This window comes from Nocardioides sp. NPDC057577 (genome assembly GCF_042801335.1).
In the GTDB taxonomy this organism is placed as follows: Bacteria; Actinomycetota; Actinomycetes; order Propionibacteriales; family Nocardioidaceae; genus Nocardioides.
Window position 1 is genome coordinate 16,139 of record NZ_JBHVGB010000050.1, and the last position, 16,600, is coordinate 32,738.

The following is a 16,600-nucleotide window of genomic DNA, read 5'->3' on the forward strand; positions in this document are numbered from 1 at the left end:
CGAGAGGACACCGAAGCAGCATGAGCACCCGTGACGAGGCCGTCGCCCTGTTGACCGCGCCCGGAGCGCCTCTCGAGATCCGGACGGAGGACGTCCTCGGCGAGCCCATGGACGTCTACGTGAACCGGCAACGGTCGCTGCGTGAGCTCCTGGAGTCGTCGCGAACCCACGGTGATCGGGACTATCTGGTCACGGCAGAGCGGCGGATCGGCTTCGCCGAGCACCACGACCAGGTCGCGGCGCTCGCCCGGGTGCTGCGCGAGGACTACGGCGTCGGCAGAGGCGACCGGGTCGGACTGTGCGCGGCCAACTGCCCCGAGTGGATCGTCGGGTTCTGGGCCGCGGTCTCGCTCGGTGCCGTCGCCGTCGGGATGAACTCGATGTGGGCCCGACCCGAGCTCGCCCACGGCGTCGAGCTCACCGAGCCGAAGGTGCTGATCGTCGACGAGCCGCGGGCGCGACTGGCCGAGGGGCTGGACGTCCCGCTGCTGAGCGTCGAGTCGGACCTGCCGCGCATCGCCGCGGAGCACGCGGGCGCGCCCTTGCCGGAGCTGGACCACGAGATCGACGAGGACGATCCCGCGGTGATCCTGTTCACCAGCGGCACCACCGGTCGGGCGAAGGGCGCCACCCACTCCCACCGCAACGTCATCGCCGCGGTGTGGTTCCACCTGCTCAACGACGCCGTCGCCGCCGAGCTGGGGCTGCCGCAGGCGGACCGCCGGTTCCTGCTGGTCTCGCCCCTGTTCCACATCGCGTCGCTGCACAACCTGGCGGTCGTCCGGCTCGTCGTCGGGGACGTCGCGGTCATCTATCAGGGCAAGTTCGTCATCGAGCAGGTGCTGCGGCTCATCGAGCAGGAGCGGGTCACCAACTGGGGTGCGATGCCGACCATGCTGACCCGCATCATCGAGCTCGGTGACCGGCTTGCGGAGTTCGACCTCTCCTCCCTGCGCAGCCTCTCGGTCGGCAGCGCACCGTCCTCGCCCGGCCTCAAGGAGGCGCTGCGGACCGCGATTCCCCAGGCCGGCCGGTCCCTCGGCACGACGTACGGCCTCACCGAGTCCTGCACCGCCGCGACCCTGGCCTCGGCGGCCGAGCTGGCTGCGGACCCGTCGACGGTGGGACGCCCGGTGCCGACCGTGCAGGTCGAGATCCGCGACACCGACGGCCGTCCGGTGGCGGACGGGATCGAGGGTGAGATCCACCTGCGCGGCGCTCAGATGATGCTCGGCTACTGGAACAACGCCAAGGCGACGGCCGCGTCGACCGCGCCGCACCGGTGGTTCCGCACCGGCGATCTCGGCCATCTCGCCGACGGTCAACTCCACATCGCGAGCCGCCGGTCCGACCTGATCCTGCGCGGCGGCGAGAACATCTACCCGGCCGAGGTCGAGGACCGCATCGTCGCTCACCCGGCGGTGCGTGAGTGCATCGTGATGGGTGTCCCCGACCCCGACTACGGCCAGGCGGTCGCTGCGGTCGTGGTGCTGCACCCGGGGGAGAGCGTCTCGTCCGAAGACCTGTGCGCTCACACCGCGGCCGGGATCGCACGCTACAAGGTGCCGACCCGCTGGCAGATCACGCTCGACGAGCTGCCCCGCAACGCGACCGGCAAGGTCAACCGCCGCGACGTCCGGCTGACCTGAGCACAGCTGCCCCACCTCGCCCGAGGCAGGGGACCGACGAGAAGGAGTCCGCATGTCCGTACGTCTGATCGGGCGCAGCGCCGCTGTCGCCCTGGTCGCCGTGGCGATCCTCGCCAGTGGCTGCGCGTCCAGCGACGGGAAGAAGCCCGCGAGGGAGGGGCAGGCCCTCGAGGAAGGGATCCGCAACGTCGTCGACGGCGGCGACCCGGTGGACGGCGGCACGCTGACCTACGGCGCCTACACGGAGCCGACGTCGCTCGATCCGACCGTCACCATCGCCGCGGCGACGACCGGCGGCAACGAGATGGCCAACATCTACGACACGCTGGTGACCTTCGACCCGGAGAAGCAGGAGTTCGTGCCGCGGTTGGCCGAGTCCATCGAGCCGGACGCGGACTTCACGACCTGGACGCTCAGACTCCGCGACGACGTGACGTTCTCCGACGGCACCCCGCTCGACGCTGCGGCGGTCGTCTGGAGCCAGCAGCGCTACGGCTCGGCGAAGGCACCCGAGACCGCTCTGTGGGTCGACAACGTCACCTCGGTCACCGCGACCGACGAGCACACCGTGACGTACGAGCTGGCCCGGCCGTGGCCGCTCTTCCCGGGTGTTCTCAGCACCGGCCCCGGCTTGATCGTCGCGAAGTCGTCGGTCCGAGCGGACGGGACGTTCACGCCCGTCGGTGCGGGCCCGTTCACCCTCGGGGCCTGGGAGCCCGGTGAGTCTCTCGAGCTGAAGGCGCGCCAGGACTACTGGGACGGTTCCCCTCACCTGGACACCGTCAAGATGGCGTTCCTCGGTGACCAGCGCACGAGCCTCGACTCGCTGCTGAGCGGCGGCGTCGACTCCGCGCTGATTCGTGACCCCGACCTAGTCGACGAGGTGCTCGAGGAGGACCTGCCGGCGTACGTCAACATGCGTGCCGCCGGCAACGTGGCCATCATCAACGCGTCCGAAGGAGCGGCCGGCCACGACCCGCGGGTCCGCAAGGCCATCGCCCTGGCCATCGACCCCGCGCTGATCTTCGAGCGGATGTTCGGCGGTTCCGGCATCGCCTCCTCCGACCTGTTCCCCGACTACTCGGTGTGGCACACCGACGTCGCCGGTCTCCAGCCCGATCGTGCCGAGGCGACCAGGCTCGTCGAGGAGGCCAAGGCCGACGGCTGGGACGGCGTCATCACCTACGTCGACGGCACCGACCCCGCCTCGCGGGCCTCGATCCAGGCGGTCAAGGCATCGCTCGAGGCGGTCGGGATGACCCTCGACCCCCAGCCGACGCGCACGATCTCCGAGCAGATCACGAAGATCGCGGTCGAGCGTGACTACGACCTCGCCGGCTGGAGCATCAACTTCGTCGAGGCCGACCCCTTCGCCCGGATGTACGCGACCATGCACAGCGGCGGGACGCAGGTCTACGGCATGCACACCAGCCCGGAGATGGACGCTCTGATCGCCTCCTTCCAGGCCGCCACCACGAAGAAGGACCAGCTCGCCGCGATCGCCTCCATCCAGGAGCAGGTCAACGAGGACGTCCCGTTCGTGACCTTCGGTCCGTACTCCGAGCTGAGCGTGTGGAACAAGGACGTGCACGGCATCACGGGTGCGGCGAACTCGATCATCATGCTCGACGACGCCTGGGTCGACTGATCCGGATGACTGCAGGCACGGATGTCCGGGACACCCGCTGGGTGCTCCCGGGCATCCTCCTGGTCACCACCGTCACCGGGGTCGTCGGCAGCCTGGGTACGCCCCTGGTGACCGGGGTCGCCCGGACCGAGGGCGTGTCGCTGGTGACCGCCCAGTGGGCGATCACCTCGACGCTCGTGACCGCGGCGGTGGTGTGCCCGATCGCCGGCCGCCTCGGGGTGGGACGCCGGCGCAGGCCCGTGCTCATCGGCTGCCTGGTTCTCGTGGTGCTCGGCACCGCGCTCGGTGCGCTGCCGCTCGGTTTCGGGCCGCTGCTGTTCGGCCGGATCCTGCAGGGCCTCGCCTTCGCGATCGTGCCCCTGGCCTTCTCGATCGCCCGCAGCGAGCTGCCGGAGCCTCGGGTCAGAGGCGCGGTGGCAGCGATCTCGGTCGCGAACGTGACCGCCGCCGGCCTCGGCTTCCCGGTGACCGCGTTCATCGCGACGTTCGCGGGCACCAAGGGGGCCTTCGGGTGGGCGTGCGGCCTGTCGGTCGCGGCGCTCGTCGTCGCGCTCATGGTCGTTCCGGACAGCGACGAGGACGCGCCGCGTGGCGTCGACTGGGGTGGTGCGCTGCTGCTGAGCGCCGCGACCGCGGCCGTGCTGTTCGCGGTGACGCAGGCGAAGACATGGGGGATCATGTCCCCGCTGACGCTCGGGCTGCTCCTGGCCGGCATCGCCTGCTACGCGGCCTGTGGCTGGTGGCTGCTCCGGGTCGAGCGCCCGCTGGTCGACCTGCGCGTGGCGGTCCGCCCCGGCGTACTGGTCGCGAACGTCTGCGGTCTGCTGGCCGCGCTCGGCATGTTCCTGCTGCTCTCGCTGGCGATGATCCTCGTGCAGACCACCGAGGAGCACGGCTACGGACTCGGACGCTCGGTCGCCGTCGCGGGCCTCATGCTGGCCCCGTACGCCGTCACGAGCGTCCTGGGATCGCGGATCGCGCTGTGGGCCAGCCGGTTCGTGACCCCCGACCGGCTGCTGGCCGGCGGCTGCGCCCTGTTCACCGCGGCCTGCCTGGCACTGGCCGTGGGTCACGACTCGCTGCTGAAGGTCACGCTCGCCGTCGTCATCGGTGGCTTCGGCAGCGGGATGACCTTCAACTCGATGCCCTGGCTGATGGTGCGCTTCGTGCCTGCCGCCGAGACGGGCAGCGCTCTCAGCTTCAACCTGGTCCTCCGGTTCCTCGGGATGTCGGTCGGCAGCGCGCTCGCGCTGGCCGTGCTCGACGTCTTCGCCGAGGAAGGTCGGCAGACGAGCGAGTCCGGGTTCGTCGCCGCGGGCCTGGTCGGTGCGGCCGTGTCGTTGCTCGCGGCGCTGACGTGCCTGGTCCTCGGCCGGACCGCGAGGACCGCACCCGAAAGTCCCGAACGTCCCGAAAGTGTCGACCAGCCGGCGCAGCAGTCGGCCGAGGAGTGAGTGTGATGGAGACCTTCGCCCAGATCGTGGCGAGCCGAGCCGGCGACGATGCACCCGGCCTCTGCTTCGAGGACCAGCAGTGGACCTGGGACCAGGTGCTCCGCGAGGGAGCGGTGCGTGCCGCGGCCCTGCGGAGCGCCGTGCCCGCCCCGGCGGGGCGGCAGGTCCATGTCGGCGTCCTCCTCGAGAACGTGCCCGACTACGTGTTCTGGATCGTCGCGGCCTCTCTTGCCGATGCCGTGGTGGTGGGTCTGAACGCGAGCCGCAGCGCAGCGGAGATCGCCCAGGACGCTCGGCATGCCGACGTCGACCTGATCGTCACCGAGCCCCGGCTGGGGCACTTGGCCGGTGACATCGGCGGCGTGCGGATCCACGACGTCCTCAGCCCCGCCTACGACGACTGGCTGGCGCCACATCGTGGTGCCGAGGTGCCCGCGGAGTCCGCGCTGCCGGATCCCGATCGGCTCGCCATGCTGCTCTTCAGCTCCGGCAGCACCGGTGCGCCGAAGGCGGTGATCGTCAGCCAGGGCCGGCTCGGGCGGCTCACCAGGACGATCACCGACCGGGTCCGGATGCGACGGGACTCCGTGACGTACCTGTGCATGCCGCTCTTCCACGGCAACGCCGTGATGATGAACCTCGCGCCGGCCATCGCCATGGGCGCGACCGTCGCGATGACCAGGAAGTTCTCGGCCAGTGGTTTCGCCGAGGACATCCACCGCTACGGGGCGACGTACGTGAACTATGTCGGTCGCGCGCTCTCCTACGTCCTGACCCGGCCGGAGGGTCCGCCGGATCGGGCCGGCACCCTCGAGCTCGCCTTCGGCACGGAGGCCTCCGAGACCGATGTCCGTCTGTTCGGCGAGCGGTTCGGGTGCGAGGTGATGGAGGGGTACGGCCTCAGCGAAGGCGTCTTCCGGATCAACCGGACGCCCGACACCCCGGTCGGCTCGCTCGGTCTCCCCGCCGGCGGTGTGGACGTGCGTGTCCTGGACGAGGCCACGGGCGAGGAATGCCCCCGCGCCCGCTTCGACTCCGGAGGGCGGCTGGTCGACGCCGCCGCGGTCGGCCAGATGGTGGCCGTCGGGGCGGCGCCCACCTTCGAGGGCTACTACAAGAACGCCGGCGCGATGGCCGACCGGGTCCGCGGCGACGACTTCTGGTCCGGCGACCTCGCCTACCGAGACGTTGCGGGCTACTTCTACTTCGCCGGCCGATCCTCGGACTGGTTGCGGGTCGACAGCGAGAACTTCTCCGCCGCGCCCGTCGAGCGCGTCATCCAGCGCCTGTCCTGGGTGGCCGCCGCCCCCGTGTACGCCGTCCCCGACCCGCGCACCGGCGACAACGTGATGGTGGCCCTCGAGCTGGAGCCGTCCGTTTCCTTCGATCCGGCTGCGTTCGGGGAGTTCCTTGCGGCACAGCCGGACTTCGGTGCCAAGTGGTGGCCGACGTACGTCCGCGTGGTCGACCGGATGCCGCTCACCGGCAGCGGCAAGATCGACAAGGCCCCGCTGCGCCGGGCGGCGTGGAGGACGCCGGATCAGGTCTGGATGCGCGTCGGCAGGACAGCGGAGTACCGGCTCCTCGACGCCGAGGGCCGGGACCGGATCGAGGCGGAGACGGCCGAGCACAGGGGCGCGTCGCCGCTGTCGACCCACTGAGCGGGAACGTCGGTCGTGGGTCGATCGCACGGTTTCTAGTGTGACGGCGAACACAGGTCGTTCGGGGGCCTGCAGGCACCGCACGTTCCGATGCACGAGACCAACTGGAGTGAACAGTGAAGACACCCATCTCGATGCGCACGCGTCTGGCCGCGACCCTGTGCGTACTCGCAGTGGCCGCGACAGGCTGCGGCAGCGGCAGCAACGATGGCTCCGCGACGGCCAGGAAGGTTGCGCCGGAGGAGATCTACCGCGACGGCCTCATCAACGTGGAGAAGGACTCGGGTGAGCCCACGAAGGGTGGGACCCTGCGCGTCGCGGAGTACTCCGAGGCCGCCGTCCTCGACCCGACCAAGACCTATCCCACCGGATCGACCGGCCTCAACGTGATGGCCTCGATCTACGACACCCTGATGCGCTACGACCCCGAGACGACGGAGTACGAGCCGCAGCTCGCCGAGTCGCTCTCGACCGACGACTCCACGACCTGGACGCTCGCGCTGCGCGACGGCGTGAAGTTCACCGACGGCACACCCCTCGACGCCGACGCGGTCGTCGCCAGCATCAACCGCTTCATCACCAACCGTGGGCTCCACGGCCAGATCCTGCAGGCGAACCTGAAGTCGATGGTCGCGACCGACGCCTCGACCGTCACCTTCACCTTCACCGCGCCCTGGCCCCGCTTCCCGGCCCTCCTCGCGGCCGGTCCCGGCCTGATCCTGGCGCCTGCTGCGTACGCGGACGAGAAGGCGTTCAAGCCGATCGGCGCCGGTCCGTTCGTCCTCGAGAGCCAGTCGCCCGGCGAGAAGACCGTCGTGAAGGCCAACGAGGACTACTTCGACGGACGCCCGAACCTCGACGGCATCGAGTTCCTCCAGCTGGGCCCGGACCAGGCGAAGCTCGAGTCGCTCCAGGCCGAGGAGGCCGACCTGATCTACGTCTCGCAGGACAAGGTCATCACTCAGCTGGTCGACGACGGCGTGAGCGGCAACATGAGCGGGATCAGCGGTGCGCCGGTCCTCAACCTCAACCACCGCGAAGGGACCGCGACCAGCGACCTGCGGGTGCGACAGGCCATCCAGCTGGCCTTCGACGCGAAGAACTACCTCAAGCGGACCACCGGCCAGGAAGACCTCGCCGACCGCGGCCTGATGGCACCGACGTCGATCTGGCGCACGGACGTCGAGCCGGTCGAGACCGACGCCGCGGCCGCCAAGAAGCTGGTCGAGGAGGCGAAGGCCGACGGCTTCGACGGCAAGCTCCGCTATGTGGGCATGGGTGACGCCGACTCGAAGGCCGGGGCCGTGGCGATCAAGGCGATGCTCGACGCGGTCGGCTTCGACGTCCAGCTCGATCTGGTCAGCTCCGTCGCCGACGTGGTGTCGAAGGTCTATGTCGAGGGTGCGTTCGATCTCGCCCGCGCCTCCAACAGCATCCCCGACGCCGACCCGTACAGCGCTCTGGACACCGCGATGAACAGCACGTCGGCCGCGAACCCGGGCCGCTACGCCAATCCGGAGATGGACCGCCTGCTCGGTGAGCTCCGCGGTGTCACCGATCCGGAGGACGGCCTGAAGGTCATGACCGAGATCGAGGAGCTGTGGAAGAAGGATGCCGCGTACGTCAACGTGGGCTTCGGCGGCTTCTTCGAGGCGTGGAACGACAACGTCCACGGCATCACTCCCACCACGCAGACCGCCGTGCTCTTCGACGACGCCTGGGTGGACAACTGACCGGTCCCGACCGACCCTGACAGCCCGGTGTCCCGGACGTGCTGCACGTCCGGGGCACCACCCTTTCCACAGGAGGCATCCGATGAACGACCGCGACACACTGATCGAGCGACTCGCGGAGATCGCCGCCGCCATCGACACTCGCGACTGGGACACGATCCGCGGTGCCGTCACCGATGACGCGCACGGCTACGGCGTCGACGGTGGCCCGGAGGCCATCGTCGCCAGGATGCAGGCCCACCTCGGCGGCGTAGGCGCGACCCAGCACCTGCTCGGCAACCATCGGGTGCAGGTCGACGGGGATCGTGCTCGCACGCTCACCTATGCCCGCGTCTACCACGTGGGGGCGGGGCCGAAGGAAGGCTCCTTCTACGAGTGCCTGGGAGAGTACGACGACCGCTGGTCCCGCACCGATCGTGGCTGGCTGATCAGCCGGCGGACGTTCACGATCAGGATCGGGCTCGGCGACTTCGCCGTGCTGCGCCCGGCCGACTGACCGGGCGGCGGGGCGGCGTCAGCTGGCAGGGTCGGGCGGGAGCTGCCCGAGCGCGCCGGTCCGGAGCAGCAGCGGTGCGAGCTCGTTGCCGTCGAGGATCCGGCCGACTCGAGCGGTCGCGCGCCAGCCCTCTTCCGTACGCCGCAGCTGCCAGTGGTTGGCGGTCGCCCGGTTGATCCTGAAGGCACCGTCCTCGTGCAGCACCATCAGTGAGTGGCTCACGGCGACGGCCGTGTCGCCGTCGACGTGGACCGACACCGGTCCGTTGAAGTGGGCGCAGCCGCGCGCGATGTAGCCCTGGTGAGCTGCGGACTCGACCATCGCGAAGATCTGGTCGCGACCGGTCATCGAGATCACGTCGTTGTCGTAGACGCCGTCCTCCGTCCAGATCGCGGCCAGCTCCGCGGAGCTGCCCGAGTCGGCCAGCGCCCCGTACGTCGTGAGCAGCTGCACGATCTCGCGTTCGTCCTCCAGGGACGCCAGGCGGCGCTCGAGCAGGGCGAGGCGGTCTTCCATCGTGGTCTCCTGAAGAGTCATGAGATCTCCTCGGCCAGCACGGCCAGGGTCTCCAGCTGGTCGCAGTAGTGGTCCACCGAGGTGGCCTCCACTGCGGTGGTGACGAGCGTGGCGCCGGCGGCCCGGAGTCTGGCCAGTCGGCGGGCCGTACCTTCGGCGTCGCCGATCGGATCGACCATGCGGCCGGGCGAGAGGATCACCTCGAACCCGTCGGGGAGATCGCGGGCGCTCAGCATGGTGCGAAGGTCGTCGGCGCCGATCCCGAACGGGACCCAGCCGTCGCCGAGCTCGACGGCGCGGCGCAGGCTGCGGGCCGTACGTCCGCCGATGAGGAGCGGCACCCGCTCCTGGAGGGCGGACGGCTCCACGACGAGATCGTCGAACTCGTAATGGCTGCCGTGGTAGGCCGGCTCGCGGTGGCCGAGGCTCGCGCGCAGCGCGGCCAGCGCGTCGTCGGCACGCTCGCCTCGGCCGGCGAAGGGCCGGTCGAGGAGCGCGAACTCCTCCTCGAGGGAACCCACGCCGAGCCCGAGGAGGAGCCGGCCGTTGCTGACGAGGTCGAGGGTGCCGTAGCGCTTGGCGATCTCCAAGGGGTGGTGGTAGCCGATGACCAGCACCTGGGTCATCAGCCGCAGGTGCTCGGTGACCGCGGCGAGATAGCCGAAGGTCGCCAGCGGATCCCAGTAGGTGCCGCCTCGCTGGCTAGCGGCCTCTCGAGGGACGGCTACGTGCTCGCTGCACGTCATGTGGTGGAACCCGAGCCGGTCCGCGGTGCGGGCGACCTGCGCGAGCTCGGCGATTCCCGCCTTCGCCTCCCACGCCGCGTGGGCGCCGGGATTGGCGGTGACGATCGGGCTGACGATGCCGAGCTTCACGGTGGCTCCTCCTGCGGGTAGGTCACTCGATCCGGCCGAGTCAAGCACCCGTACGGGCCGCGGAGACCCCGTCATCCCGCTGAGCGGTTCGCTGGTGTCTCCGGGTGTCAAGAGTCTTGGCAGCGGCCGAGCCGTTTGCTACGGTGCGATCAGAAAACAAGAATTCATTTCAGTTTTGGGGAAATGGGGTCACCATGAGCGCACAAGCGGTCGAGCCGGACAACCGCACCCGACGGGACCTCCCGCCGTCGATGGTCGAGCGGGTGTCGCTGATTCTGGATGCCTTCGAGACGCCGGGGATCCGTCATACCCCCGAACAGGTCTCGCGGATCACTCACCTCCCTCGCACCACCGTCCACCGGATCCTGGATCAGCTGGTCCGGCTCGAGTGGCTCACGCAGACGCCGTTCGGGTTCGGCCTCGGTCCGCGTTCCCTCGGCCTCGGCGGTGGCGGGCGGGCCGACACCGAGCTGAGGAGCGTGACCGCCCCGCACCTCCACGAGATCCAGGTGACGACCGGTCTGGTCGCCCACCTCGCCGTGCTCGACGGGGCCGAGGTCCGTTACCTCGACAAGATCGGCGGCCGGTTCGCGGTCAAGGTGCCCTCGACGGTGGGTGGTCGGGTGGCTGCTCACGCCACGGCCCTCGGCAAGGCGATCCTCGCCTGGCTGCCCGCGGAGCGGGTCGATGACCTGGTCGCGCCGGCGCTCTCACCGTTGACCCCCGCGACCATCGGCGACCTCGCCCGCCTCCACCAGGAGCTGCACCTGGTCCGGTCGCGACGCGGCGTCGCCTTCGAGCGCGGCGAAGCACACCCCGACATCGCCTGTGTGGCCGCGGCGATCCGTGGCCCGGAGGGGCCGGTGGGTGCGATCTCTCTCGTCGGTGACCTGCGCGCGCCCGTCGAGCGGGTCGCGCCGCTCGTCCTCCAGGCGGCCCAACGTGCGTCGCAGGAGCTCTTCCCGCAGTTCCGGGAGCGTACGGATCTGCGCCAACCCTCGCCCGCTGCCTGATCGGTCGTCAGGTCGCCGAAGGCCCCGGCCCGAGCTTCTCGGGCCGGGGTCTTCCGGTGCTCACTCCCGGGTGCTCACCCCCAGTGCTCGCCCCAGCCCCACAGGTCGGGCGCGACGTGCTCGTGCTGGTCCTCCACACCGAACTTCCCACGGAAGAACAGCATCGGGTTCTCCCGGTGGGGCGTCTCGAGCCCGGTCACCCGGCCGATGACGACGTCGTGGTCGCCGGCGACGTGCACGGTCTCGACCGTCGCGTGCACGCGCATCAGGACGCCGGGCAGGCTCGGGGTGCCGAGCGCCGAGGGCTCCCAGGCCAGGTCCTCGAACTTCCTCCCGCGGCTCGAACCGAACCGCTGGCACAGGTCGGTCTGGTCCTCGCCGAGGACGTTGACGGTGAAGCGCCCGGATCGCTGGATCCGGGGCCAGGCTCGACCGCGGTGGTCGGCGCAGAACAGGACGAGCGGGGGATCGAGCGAGACCGACGCGAAGGACTGGCAGGCGAAGCCGACCGGCTCGCCGTCCTCGATGCCGGTCACGACCGTCACACCCGTGGCGAAACCACCCATGGCGGCCCGCATCTCGAGAGGGGACGGGGCGGTGCCCACGGCCCCGCCCCCGTACGCCACGTCAGTCGTCATCTGCTCGCCTCCTGGTGCGTCGGTGGTCATGATCGGACGCTAGGCCGTCGAGGTGCCGGGCATGGGGCGATGTCCCGCTGAGTGACCGGGTGAGGACGGCACTTCCGGTCACCGGGAAAGCGTCCCGTGCGTGGAGGCGGCGGGTCCTAGCGTGAGGGACGTGACAGACCTGACCCATGACTCCACCCGCCGCGAGCTCGTCACCGACGCCGGCGTACTCCGCTATCACGAGGCCGGCGACGGCCCGCCGCTGCTGATGCTGCACGGGTCAGGACCCGGGGTGACCGGGTGGCGCAACTTCGGCGACAACCTCCCCGCCTTCGCCCCGCACTTCCGGTGCCTGGTCCTCGAGCTGCCGGGCTTCGGGGTCAGCGACACCACCGACCAGCACCCGATGATGGCGGCGCTGCCCGCCGTGCAGCGCTTCCTCGACGGGCTCGGCCTCGACCGGGTCGACGTCATCGGCAACTCGATGGGCGGTGGCATCGCGACCCGGCTCGCGATCAGCCGGCCCGACCAGGTGCGGCGGCTGGTCACGGTCGGCGGTATCGGCCGCAACATCTTCAGCCCCGCACCTGGCGAGGGCATCAACCTGCTCGTCGAGTTCGTCGAGAACCCGAACCGCGAGAACCTCGTCGCCTGGCTGCGCTCGATGGTCTACGACCAGTCGATGGTCACCGAGGACCTGATCGAGCAGCGCTGGGCGCAGGCCACGGACCCCGACACCCTGGAGGTCGCGCGCCGGATGTACGGCCGCGCCGCGATCGCCGCGGCCTTCGCCGGCGCCGGCAGCTCCGCGCAGGCGACGCCCGGCTGGGCCCAGTTCGACCAGATCAAGGCGCGCACCCTGCTCACTTGGGGCCGCGACGACCGGGTCAGCCCGCTCGACATGATGCTCATCCCGATGCGCACGATCCCCGAGGCCGAGGTGCACGTGTTCCCCAACTGCGGGCACTGGGCGATGATCGAGCAGAAGCGCGCCTGGGAGCGGACCGTCCTCGCCTTCCTCACCGAGCAGGACGAGGAGGGGGCGCGATGAGCGGGTGGAACGACGAGTTCGACCTCGTCGTCGTGGGCAGCGGTGGCGGCGGGATGACGGCGGCGCTGGCCGCGGTCGACGCCGGCCTGTCCGTCGTCGTCATCGAGAAGGGCCAGAAGTTCGGTGGCAGCACCGGCATCTCCGGGGGCGGGATCTGGGTGCCCAACAACCCGACCCTGCGCAAGGCCGGCCACGACGACTCCCGCGCCTCGGTGCTGGACTACCTCACCACCATCACGGAGGGCAACGTGCCGGCCGCTCGCCTGGAGGCGTACGTCGACCACGGCCCGGCCGCGATGGAGCTCCTGGAGCGTTCGACGTGGGTGAGGTTCGACTGGACCAAGGGCTACGCCGACTACCACCCGGAGTTCGCCGGCGGCCGCCCCCAGGGCCGGTCGATCGAGGCCAAGCCGTTCGACACCCGCAAGCTCGGTGCGGACGAGGCGTTCCAGCGGCCCAACAACATGAAGGGCCCGCTGGGCCTGTGGGTCACCGCGAAGGACTACCACGACCTCGCGATGGTCAAGCGGACCTGGCAGGGACGCCGCGCCTCGCTGCGCGCCGCCTGGCGGGTCAGCTCGAACGCGGTTCGCCGCCGCCACATGGCCACCGGTGGCAGGGCGCTCGTGGCACGCCTGCGGATGGCGCTCAAGGACGCCGGCATCCCGCTGTGGCTGCAGACCACGATGACCTCGCTGGTCGTCGAGGACGGCCGCGTCGCCGGCATCGTCGCGACCCGCGACGGCGCCGAGGTCCGGATCCGCGGTCGCAAGGGCGTACTGCTCGCCGCCGGAGGCTTCGACCACAACGCGGCGATGCGCGGCGAGCACCTTCCCGAAGGTGCCCGTCCCGATCACAGCCTCGGAGCAGTGGAGAACACCGGTGACGCGATCCTCGCCGGCAGTGCCGTCGGCGGTGCCGTCGACCTGATGGACGACGCCTGGTGGATGCCGTCGGTGACCCACCCCGCCGGCGCCACGATCCCGCTCGTCTCCGAGCGCGCGATCCCCGGCCAGGTGATCGTCGGGACCAGCGGCACGCGGTTCACCAACGAGGCCTCTCCCTACGTGAACTTCGTGCACGACCAGCTCGCCAGCGGGAACGAGAAGGCCTGGCTGGTGATGGACTCCCGGGCCCGCTCGCGCTACCCGTTCGCCCAGATCCTGCCGGGAGCGCCCTTCCCGCAGGGTTTCTACGACCAGGGCATCGTGCACCGCGCCGAGACGGTCTCCGACCTGGCGACCGCGATCGGCGTACCTGCCGAGGCTCTCGAAGCGACCGTGACCCGGTTCAACGGCTACGCGAGGGCGGGCATCGACGAGGAGTTCCACCGCGGCGAGAGCGCCCACGACCGCTACTACGGCGACCCCACCCTCCCCAACCCCAATCTCGACCTGATCGACAGGGCGCCCTACTACGCCGTCCGCATCGAGGTCGGCGACCTCGGCACCAAGGGTGGGCTGGTCACCGACGAGCACGGCCAGGTGCTCCGGGAGGACGACTCCGTCGTCGCCGGCCTCTACGCCACGGGCAACTGCGCCGCGTCGGTGATGGGCAACGACTACGCCGGCCCGGGCGCGACGATCGGCCCCTCGATCGTCTTCGGCTACCTGGCCGCGCGCCACGCCGCCGGCCTTTCCGATCACCGGGAGACACCACCCGCCACGACCGTGCCGGGTGCCACCGTGGGATCGACGGACAACGCGTCCAGGACGCAGCAGGAAGAGAGTGCGAGATGAGCAGTGTGCTGGAGAGGATCGAGGCCCGCGCCGAGGAGATCGCCGCGCTGGGCCCCAGCAACGAGAAGCTGGGCCGGCTCGATGACCGAGCCGCGGAGCTGCTGCGCGAGACCGGCGTGATCCGGATGCTGCAGCCCGCCAAGTACGGCGGCGCCGAGGCGCACCCTGCCGAGTTCGCCGAGGCCGTGATGAGGCTCGCGAGCCTCGACGGCTCCACCGGCTGGGTCGCCGGCATCGTCGGCGTACACCCCTGGGAGATGGCGATGTGCGACCCGCGCGTGCAGGAGGAGGTGTGGGGTGAGGACAACGACACCTGGATCGCCTCGCCGTACGCGCCGATGGGCGTCCTCCGCCCGGTCGAGGGAGGCTACGTCTTCAACGGCCGCTGGCAGTTCTCCTCGGGCACCGACCACTGCGACTGGATCTTCCTCGGCGCCTTCCTCGGTGACGAGAACGGCGAGGCGACCGTGCCTCCGCAGGTCCACCACGTCATCCTGCCGCGCTCGGACTACACGATCGTCGAGGACTCCTGGGACGTCGTCGGGCTCCGTGGCACCGGCTCGAAGGACATCATCGTCGAGGACGCCTTCATCCCGGACTACCGCGTCGTCCGGTTCTCCCGGTTCACCGACGGCAGCCAGCCGCGTGACGCCGGGCTGACCAACCCGACCTATCACATCCCGTTCACCACGGCCTTCCCGCTCGGCATCACCTCGGCGGTGATCGGCATCGCCGAGGGCGCGCTCGCCGCGCACCTCGCCTACCAGCGCACCCGGGTCCAGATCACCGGCACCAAGGTGAAGGACGACCCGCATGTGCTGAACGCGATCAGCCAGTCGGCCGCCGAGATCCACGCCTCCCGCGTGACCATGCTCGACAACGCCCGCAGGTTCTATGACAAGGCCGTACGCGGCGAGGAGGTCACGTTCGCCGAACGGGCCGAGTCACGGCGTACCCAGGTCTCCGCCGCCTGGCGCGCGGTCCGGGCGATGGACGAGATCGTCGCCCGGTCCGGTGGGAACGGCATGCGGATGGACAACCCCATCCAGCGGTTCTGGCGTGACGGCCACATGGGCCTCGCGCACGCGATCCACGTCCCCGGCTCGGTCTTCCACGTGCAGTCGCTGACTGCGCTGGACGTCACCCCGCCGCCGGGACCGATGCTCTCGATGATCTGACCCCACCACTGAGGAGAACCAACATGAAGGCGATCCGTGGCCTCGGCTACCTGATCGTGCAGAGCCAGGACCTGCCCCGCTGGCGCGAGCTGACGGTGGACTGCCTGGGGATGCAGGAGACCACCGGCCCGGTGGCCGACGGCCTCTACCTGCGGATGGACGAGCGGTACGCCCGGCTCGTCGTGCTGCCCGGTGACGACGACCGCGTGGTCGCCGTCGGCTGGGAGGTGCGCGACCAGTTCGGCCTCGCCGAGATCGCCGGTGCGCTCGAGGCCGCCGGCGCACCCGTCAAGGAGCTGAGCCAGGAGGAGTGCGACGAGCGCCGGGTCGAGGCGGCCATCCGCTTCGACGACCCCGCCGGTACGCCTGTCGAGGTGTTCTTCGGCCCGGTGCTCGACCACAGCCCGGTCCTCACCGGCCACGGCCAGTCGTTCGTCACCGGCGAGCAGGGGATGGGCCACGTCGTCCTCCCGACCACGGTCGCCGACGAGACGGTCGCCTTCTACACCGAGGTGCTCGGCTTCCTGCCCCGTGGCGCGATCCGGATGGGTGCGGCCCTCCCGCCGCGCCGGGTCCGGTTCATGGGTGTCAACCAGCGTCACCACAGCCTCGCGGTCTGCCCCGCGCCGCACGGCGAGGCGCCCGGCCTGGTCCATCTGATGATGGAGGTCGACAGCCTCGACGCGGTCGGTCGCGCGCTCGACAAGGTCAACAAGGCGGGCTTCTCGCTCTCCTCGACCCTCGGCCGGCACACCAACGACAAGATGGTGTCGTTCTACGTCCGCGCCCCCGGCGGCTGGGACCTCGAGTACGGCTGCGAGGGCATGCTCGTCGACGAGGCCTCCTACACCGCGGAGGAGATCACCGCCGACAGCTACTGGGGCCACGACTGGTCCGGCTCCGAGCCGCTCGCCGCCTTCCTGCCTCCTGCGTGAGCGAAACGACGAGAGCGGCGGGGATC

General features: G+C 70.5%; 14 protein-coding genes. 11 read left to right on the forward strand and 3 right to left on the reverse strand.

Translation table 11 applies throughout. From position 1 onward, the window contains the following. The first annotated feature begins 20 nt into the window (after positions 1 to 20). From ACFU7D_RS12635 to ACFU7D_RS12660, 6 genes are all read left to right on the forward strand, one after another. Positions 21 to 1,649: a class I adenylate-forming enzyme family protein gene (locus tag ACFU7D_RS12635; protein WP_378867468.1), complete on the forward strand. Its 1,629-nt coding sequence runs from the start codon at positions 21 to 23 to the stop codon at positions 1,647 to 1,649. Between the two features lie 52 nt (positions 1,650 to 1,701). Continuing rightward, entirely contained in the window at positions 1,702 to 3,297 is a 1,596-nt protein-coding gene (locus ACFU7D_RS12640; protein ID WP_378867470.1) for an ABC transporter substrate-binding protein, read from the forward strand. 5 nt (positions 3,298 to 3,302) lie between these two features. Further along, a complete protein-coding gene (locus tag ACFU7D_RS12645) occupies positions 3,303 to 4,751 on the forward strand; it encodes an MFS transporter (RefSeq protein ID WP_378867472.1) in 1,449 nt (482 codons plus the stop codon). A gap of 5 nt (positions 4,752 to 4,756) precedes the next feature. Continuing rightward, positions 4,757 to 6,412 carry an AMP-binding protein gene (locus tag ACFU7D_RS12650; protein WP_378867474.1) on the forward strand — a complete coding sequence of 552 codons (1,656 nt, stop codon included), beginning with the start codon at positions 4,757 to 4,759 and terminating at the stop codon, positions 6,410 to 6,412. Positions 6,413 to 6,528: 116 nt separating this feature from the next. Then, complete coding sequence (locus tag ACFU7D_RS12655) at positions 6,529 to 8,145, forward strand: ABC transporter substrate-binding protein (RefSeq protein WP_378867476.1); 1,617 nt, start codon at positions 6,529 to 6,531, stop codon at positions 8,143 to 8,145. Between the two features lie 82 nt (positions 8,146 to 8,227). After that, positions 8,228 to 8,641, forward strand: coding sequence for a nuclear transport factor 2 family protein (locus ACFU7D_RS12660; RefSeq protein WP_378867478.1), 414 nt, complete (start codon positions 8,228 to 8,230; stop codon positions 8,639 to 8,641). Positions 8,642 to 8,659: 18 nt separating this feature from the next. On the opposite strand, the gene ACFU7D_RS12665 is transcribed toward ACFU7D_RS12660, so the two are convergent. Together ACFU7D_RS12665 and ACFU7D_RS12670 are read right to left on the reverse strand one after the other, a co-directional pair. Then, positions 8,660 to 9,178, reverse strand: a complete 519-nt coding sequence (locus ACFU7D_RS12665) for a nuclear transport factor 2 family protein (protein ID WP_378867480.1) — start codon at positions 9,176 to 9,178, stop codon at positions 8,660 to 8,662. Beyond that, entirely contained in the window at positions 9,175 to 10,032 is an 858-nt protein-coding gene (locus tag ACFU7D_RS12670) for a TIGR03619 family F420-dependent LLM class oxidoreductase (RefSeq protein ID WP_378867482.1), read from the reverse strand. Before ACFU7D_RS12670 ends, ACFU7D_RS12665 begins: the two co-directional genes overlap by 4 nt. 194 nt (positions 10,033 to 10,226) lie before the next feature. On the opposite strand from ACFU7D_RS12670, the gene ACFU7D_RS12675 reads away from it, so the two are divergent. Further along, on the forward strand, positions 10,227 to 11,045 hold the full coding sequence (locus ACFU7D_RS12675; RefSeq protein ID WP_378867484.1) for an IclR family transcriptional regulator: 819 nt from the start codon (positions 10,227 to 10,229) through the stop codon (positions 11,043 to 11,045). A 74-nt stretch (positions 11,046 to 11,119) separates the two neighbouring features. On the opposite strand, the gene ACFU7D_RS12680 is transcribed toward ACFU7D_RS12675, so the two are convergent. Then, on the reverse strand, positions 11,120 to 11,713 hold the full coding sequence (locus tag ACFU7D_RS12680; protein ID WP_378867486.1) for a flavin reductase family protein: 594 nt from the start codon (positions 11,711 to 11,713) through the stop codon (positions 11,120 to 11,122). 130 nt (positions 11,714 to 11,843) lie between these two features. Between ACFU7D_RS12680 and ACFU7D_RS12685 the strand changes: the two genes are divergently transcribed. Genes ACFU7D_RS12685 through ACFU7D_RS12700 form a run of 4 tightly spaced genes read left to right on the forward strand, consistent with a single transcriptional unit; the run spans position 11,844 to position 16,574 of the window. Beyond that, entirely contained in the window at positions 11,844 to 12,722 is an 879-nt protein-coding gene (locus tag ACFU7D_RS12685; RefSeq protein ID WP_378867488.1) for an alpha/beta fold hydrolase, read from the forward strand. Continuing rightward, a complete protein-coding gene (locus ACFU7D_RS12690; protein WP_378867490.1) occupies positions 12,719 to 14,461 on the forward strand; it encodes an FAD-binding protein in 1,743 nt (580 codons plus the stop codon). Before ACFU7D_RS12685 ends, ACFU7D_RS12690 begins: the two co-directional genes overlap by 4 nt. Next, positions 14,458 to 15,639: an acyl-CoA dehydrogenase family protein gene (locus ACFU7D_RS12695; protein ID WP_378867492.1), complete on the forward strand. Its 1,182-nt coding sequence runs from the start codon at positions 14,458 to 14,460 to the stop codon at positions 15,637 to 15,639. Before ACFU7D_RS12690 ends, ACFU7D_RS12695 begins: the two co-directional genes overlap by 4 nt. Before the next feature lie 23 nt (positions 15,640 to 15,662). Beyond that, complete coding sequence (locus tag ACFU7D_RS12700; RefSeq protein WP_378867494.1) at positions 15,663 to 16,574, forward strand: VOC family protein; 912 nt, start codon at positions 15,663 to 15,665, stop codon at positions 16,572 to 16,574. The last annotated feature ends 26 nt before the right edge of the window (positions 16,575 to 16,600 follow it).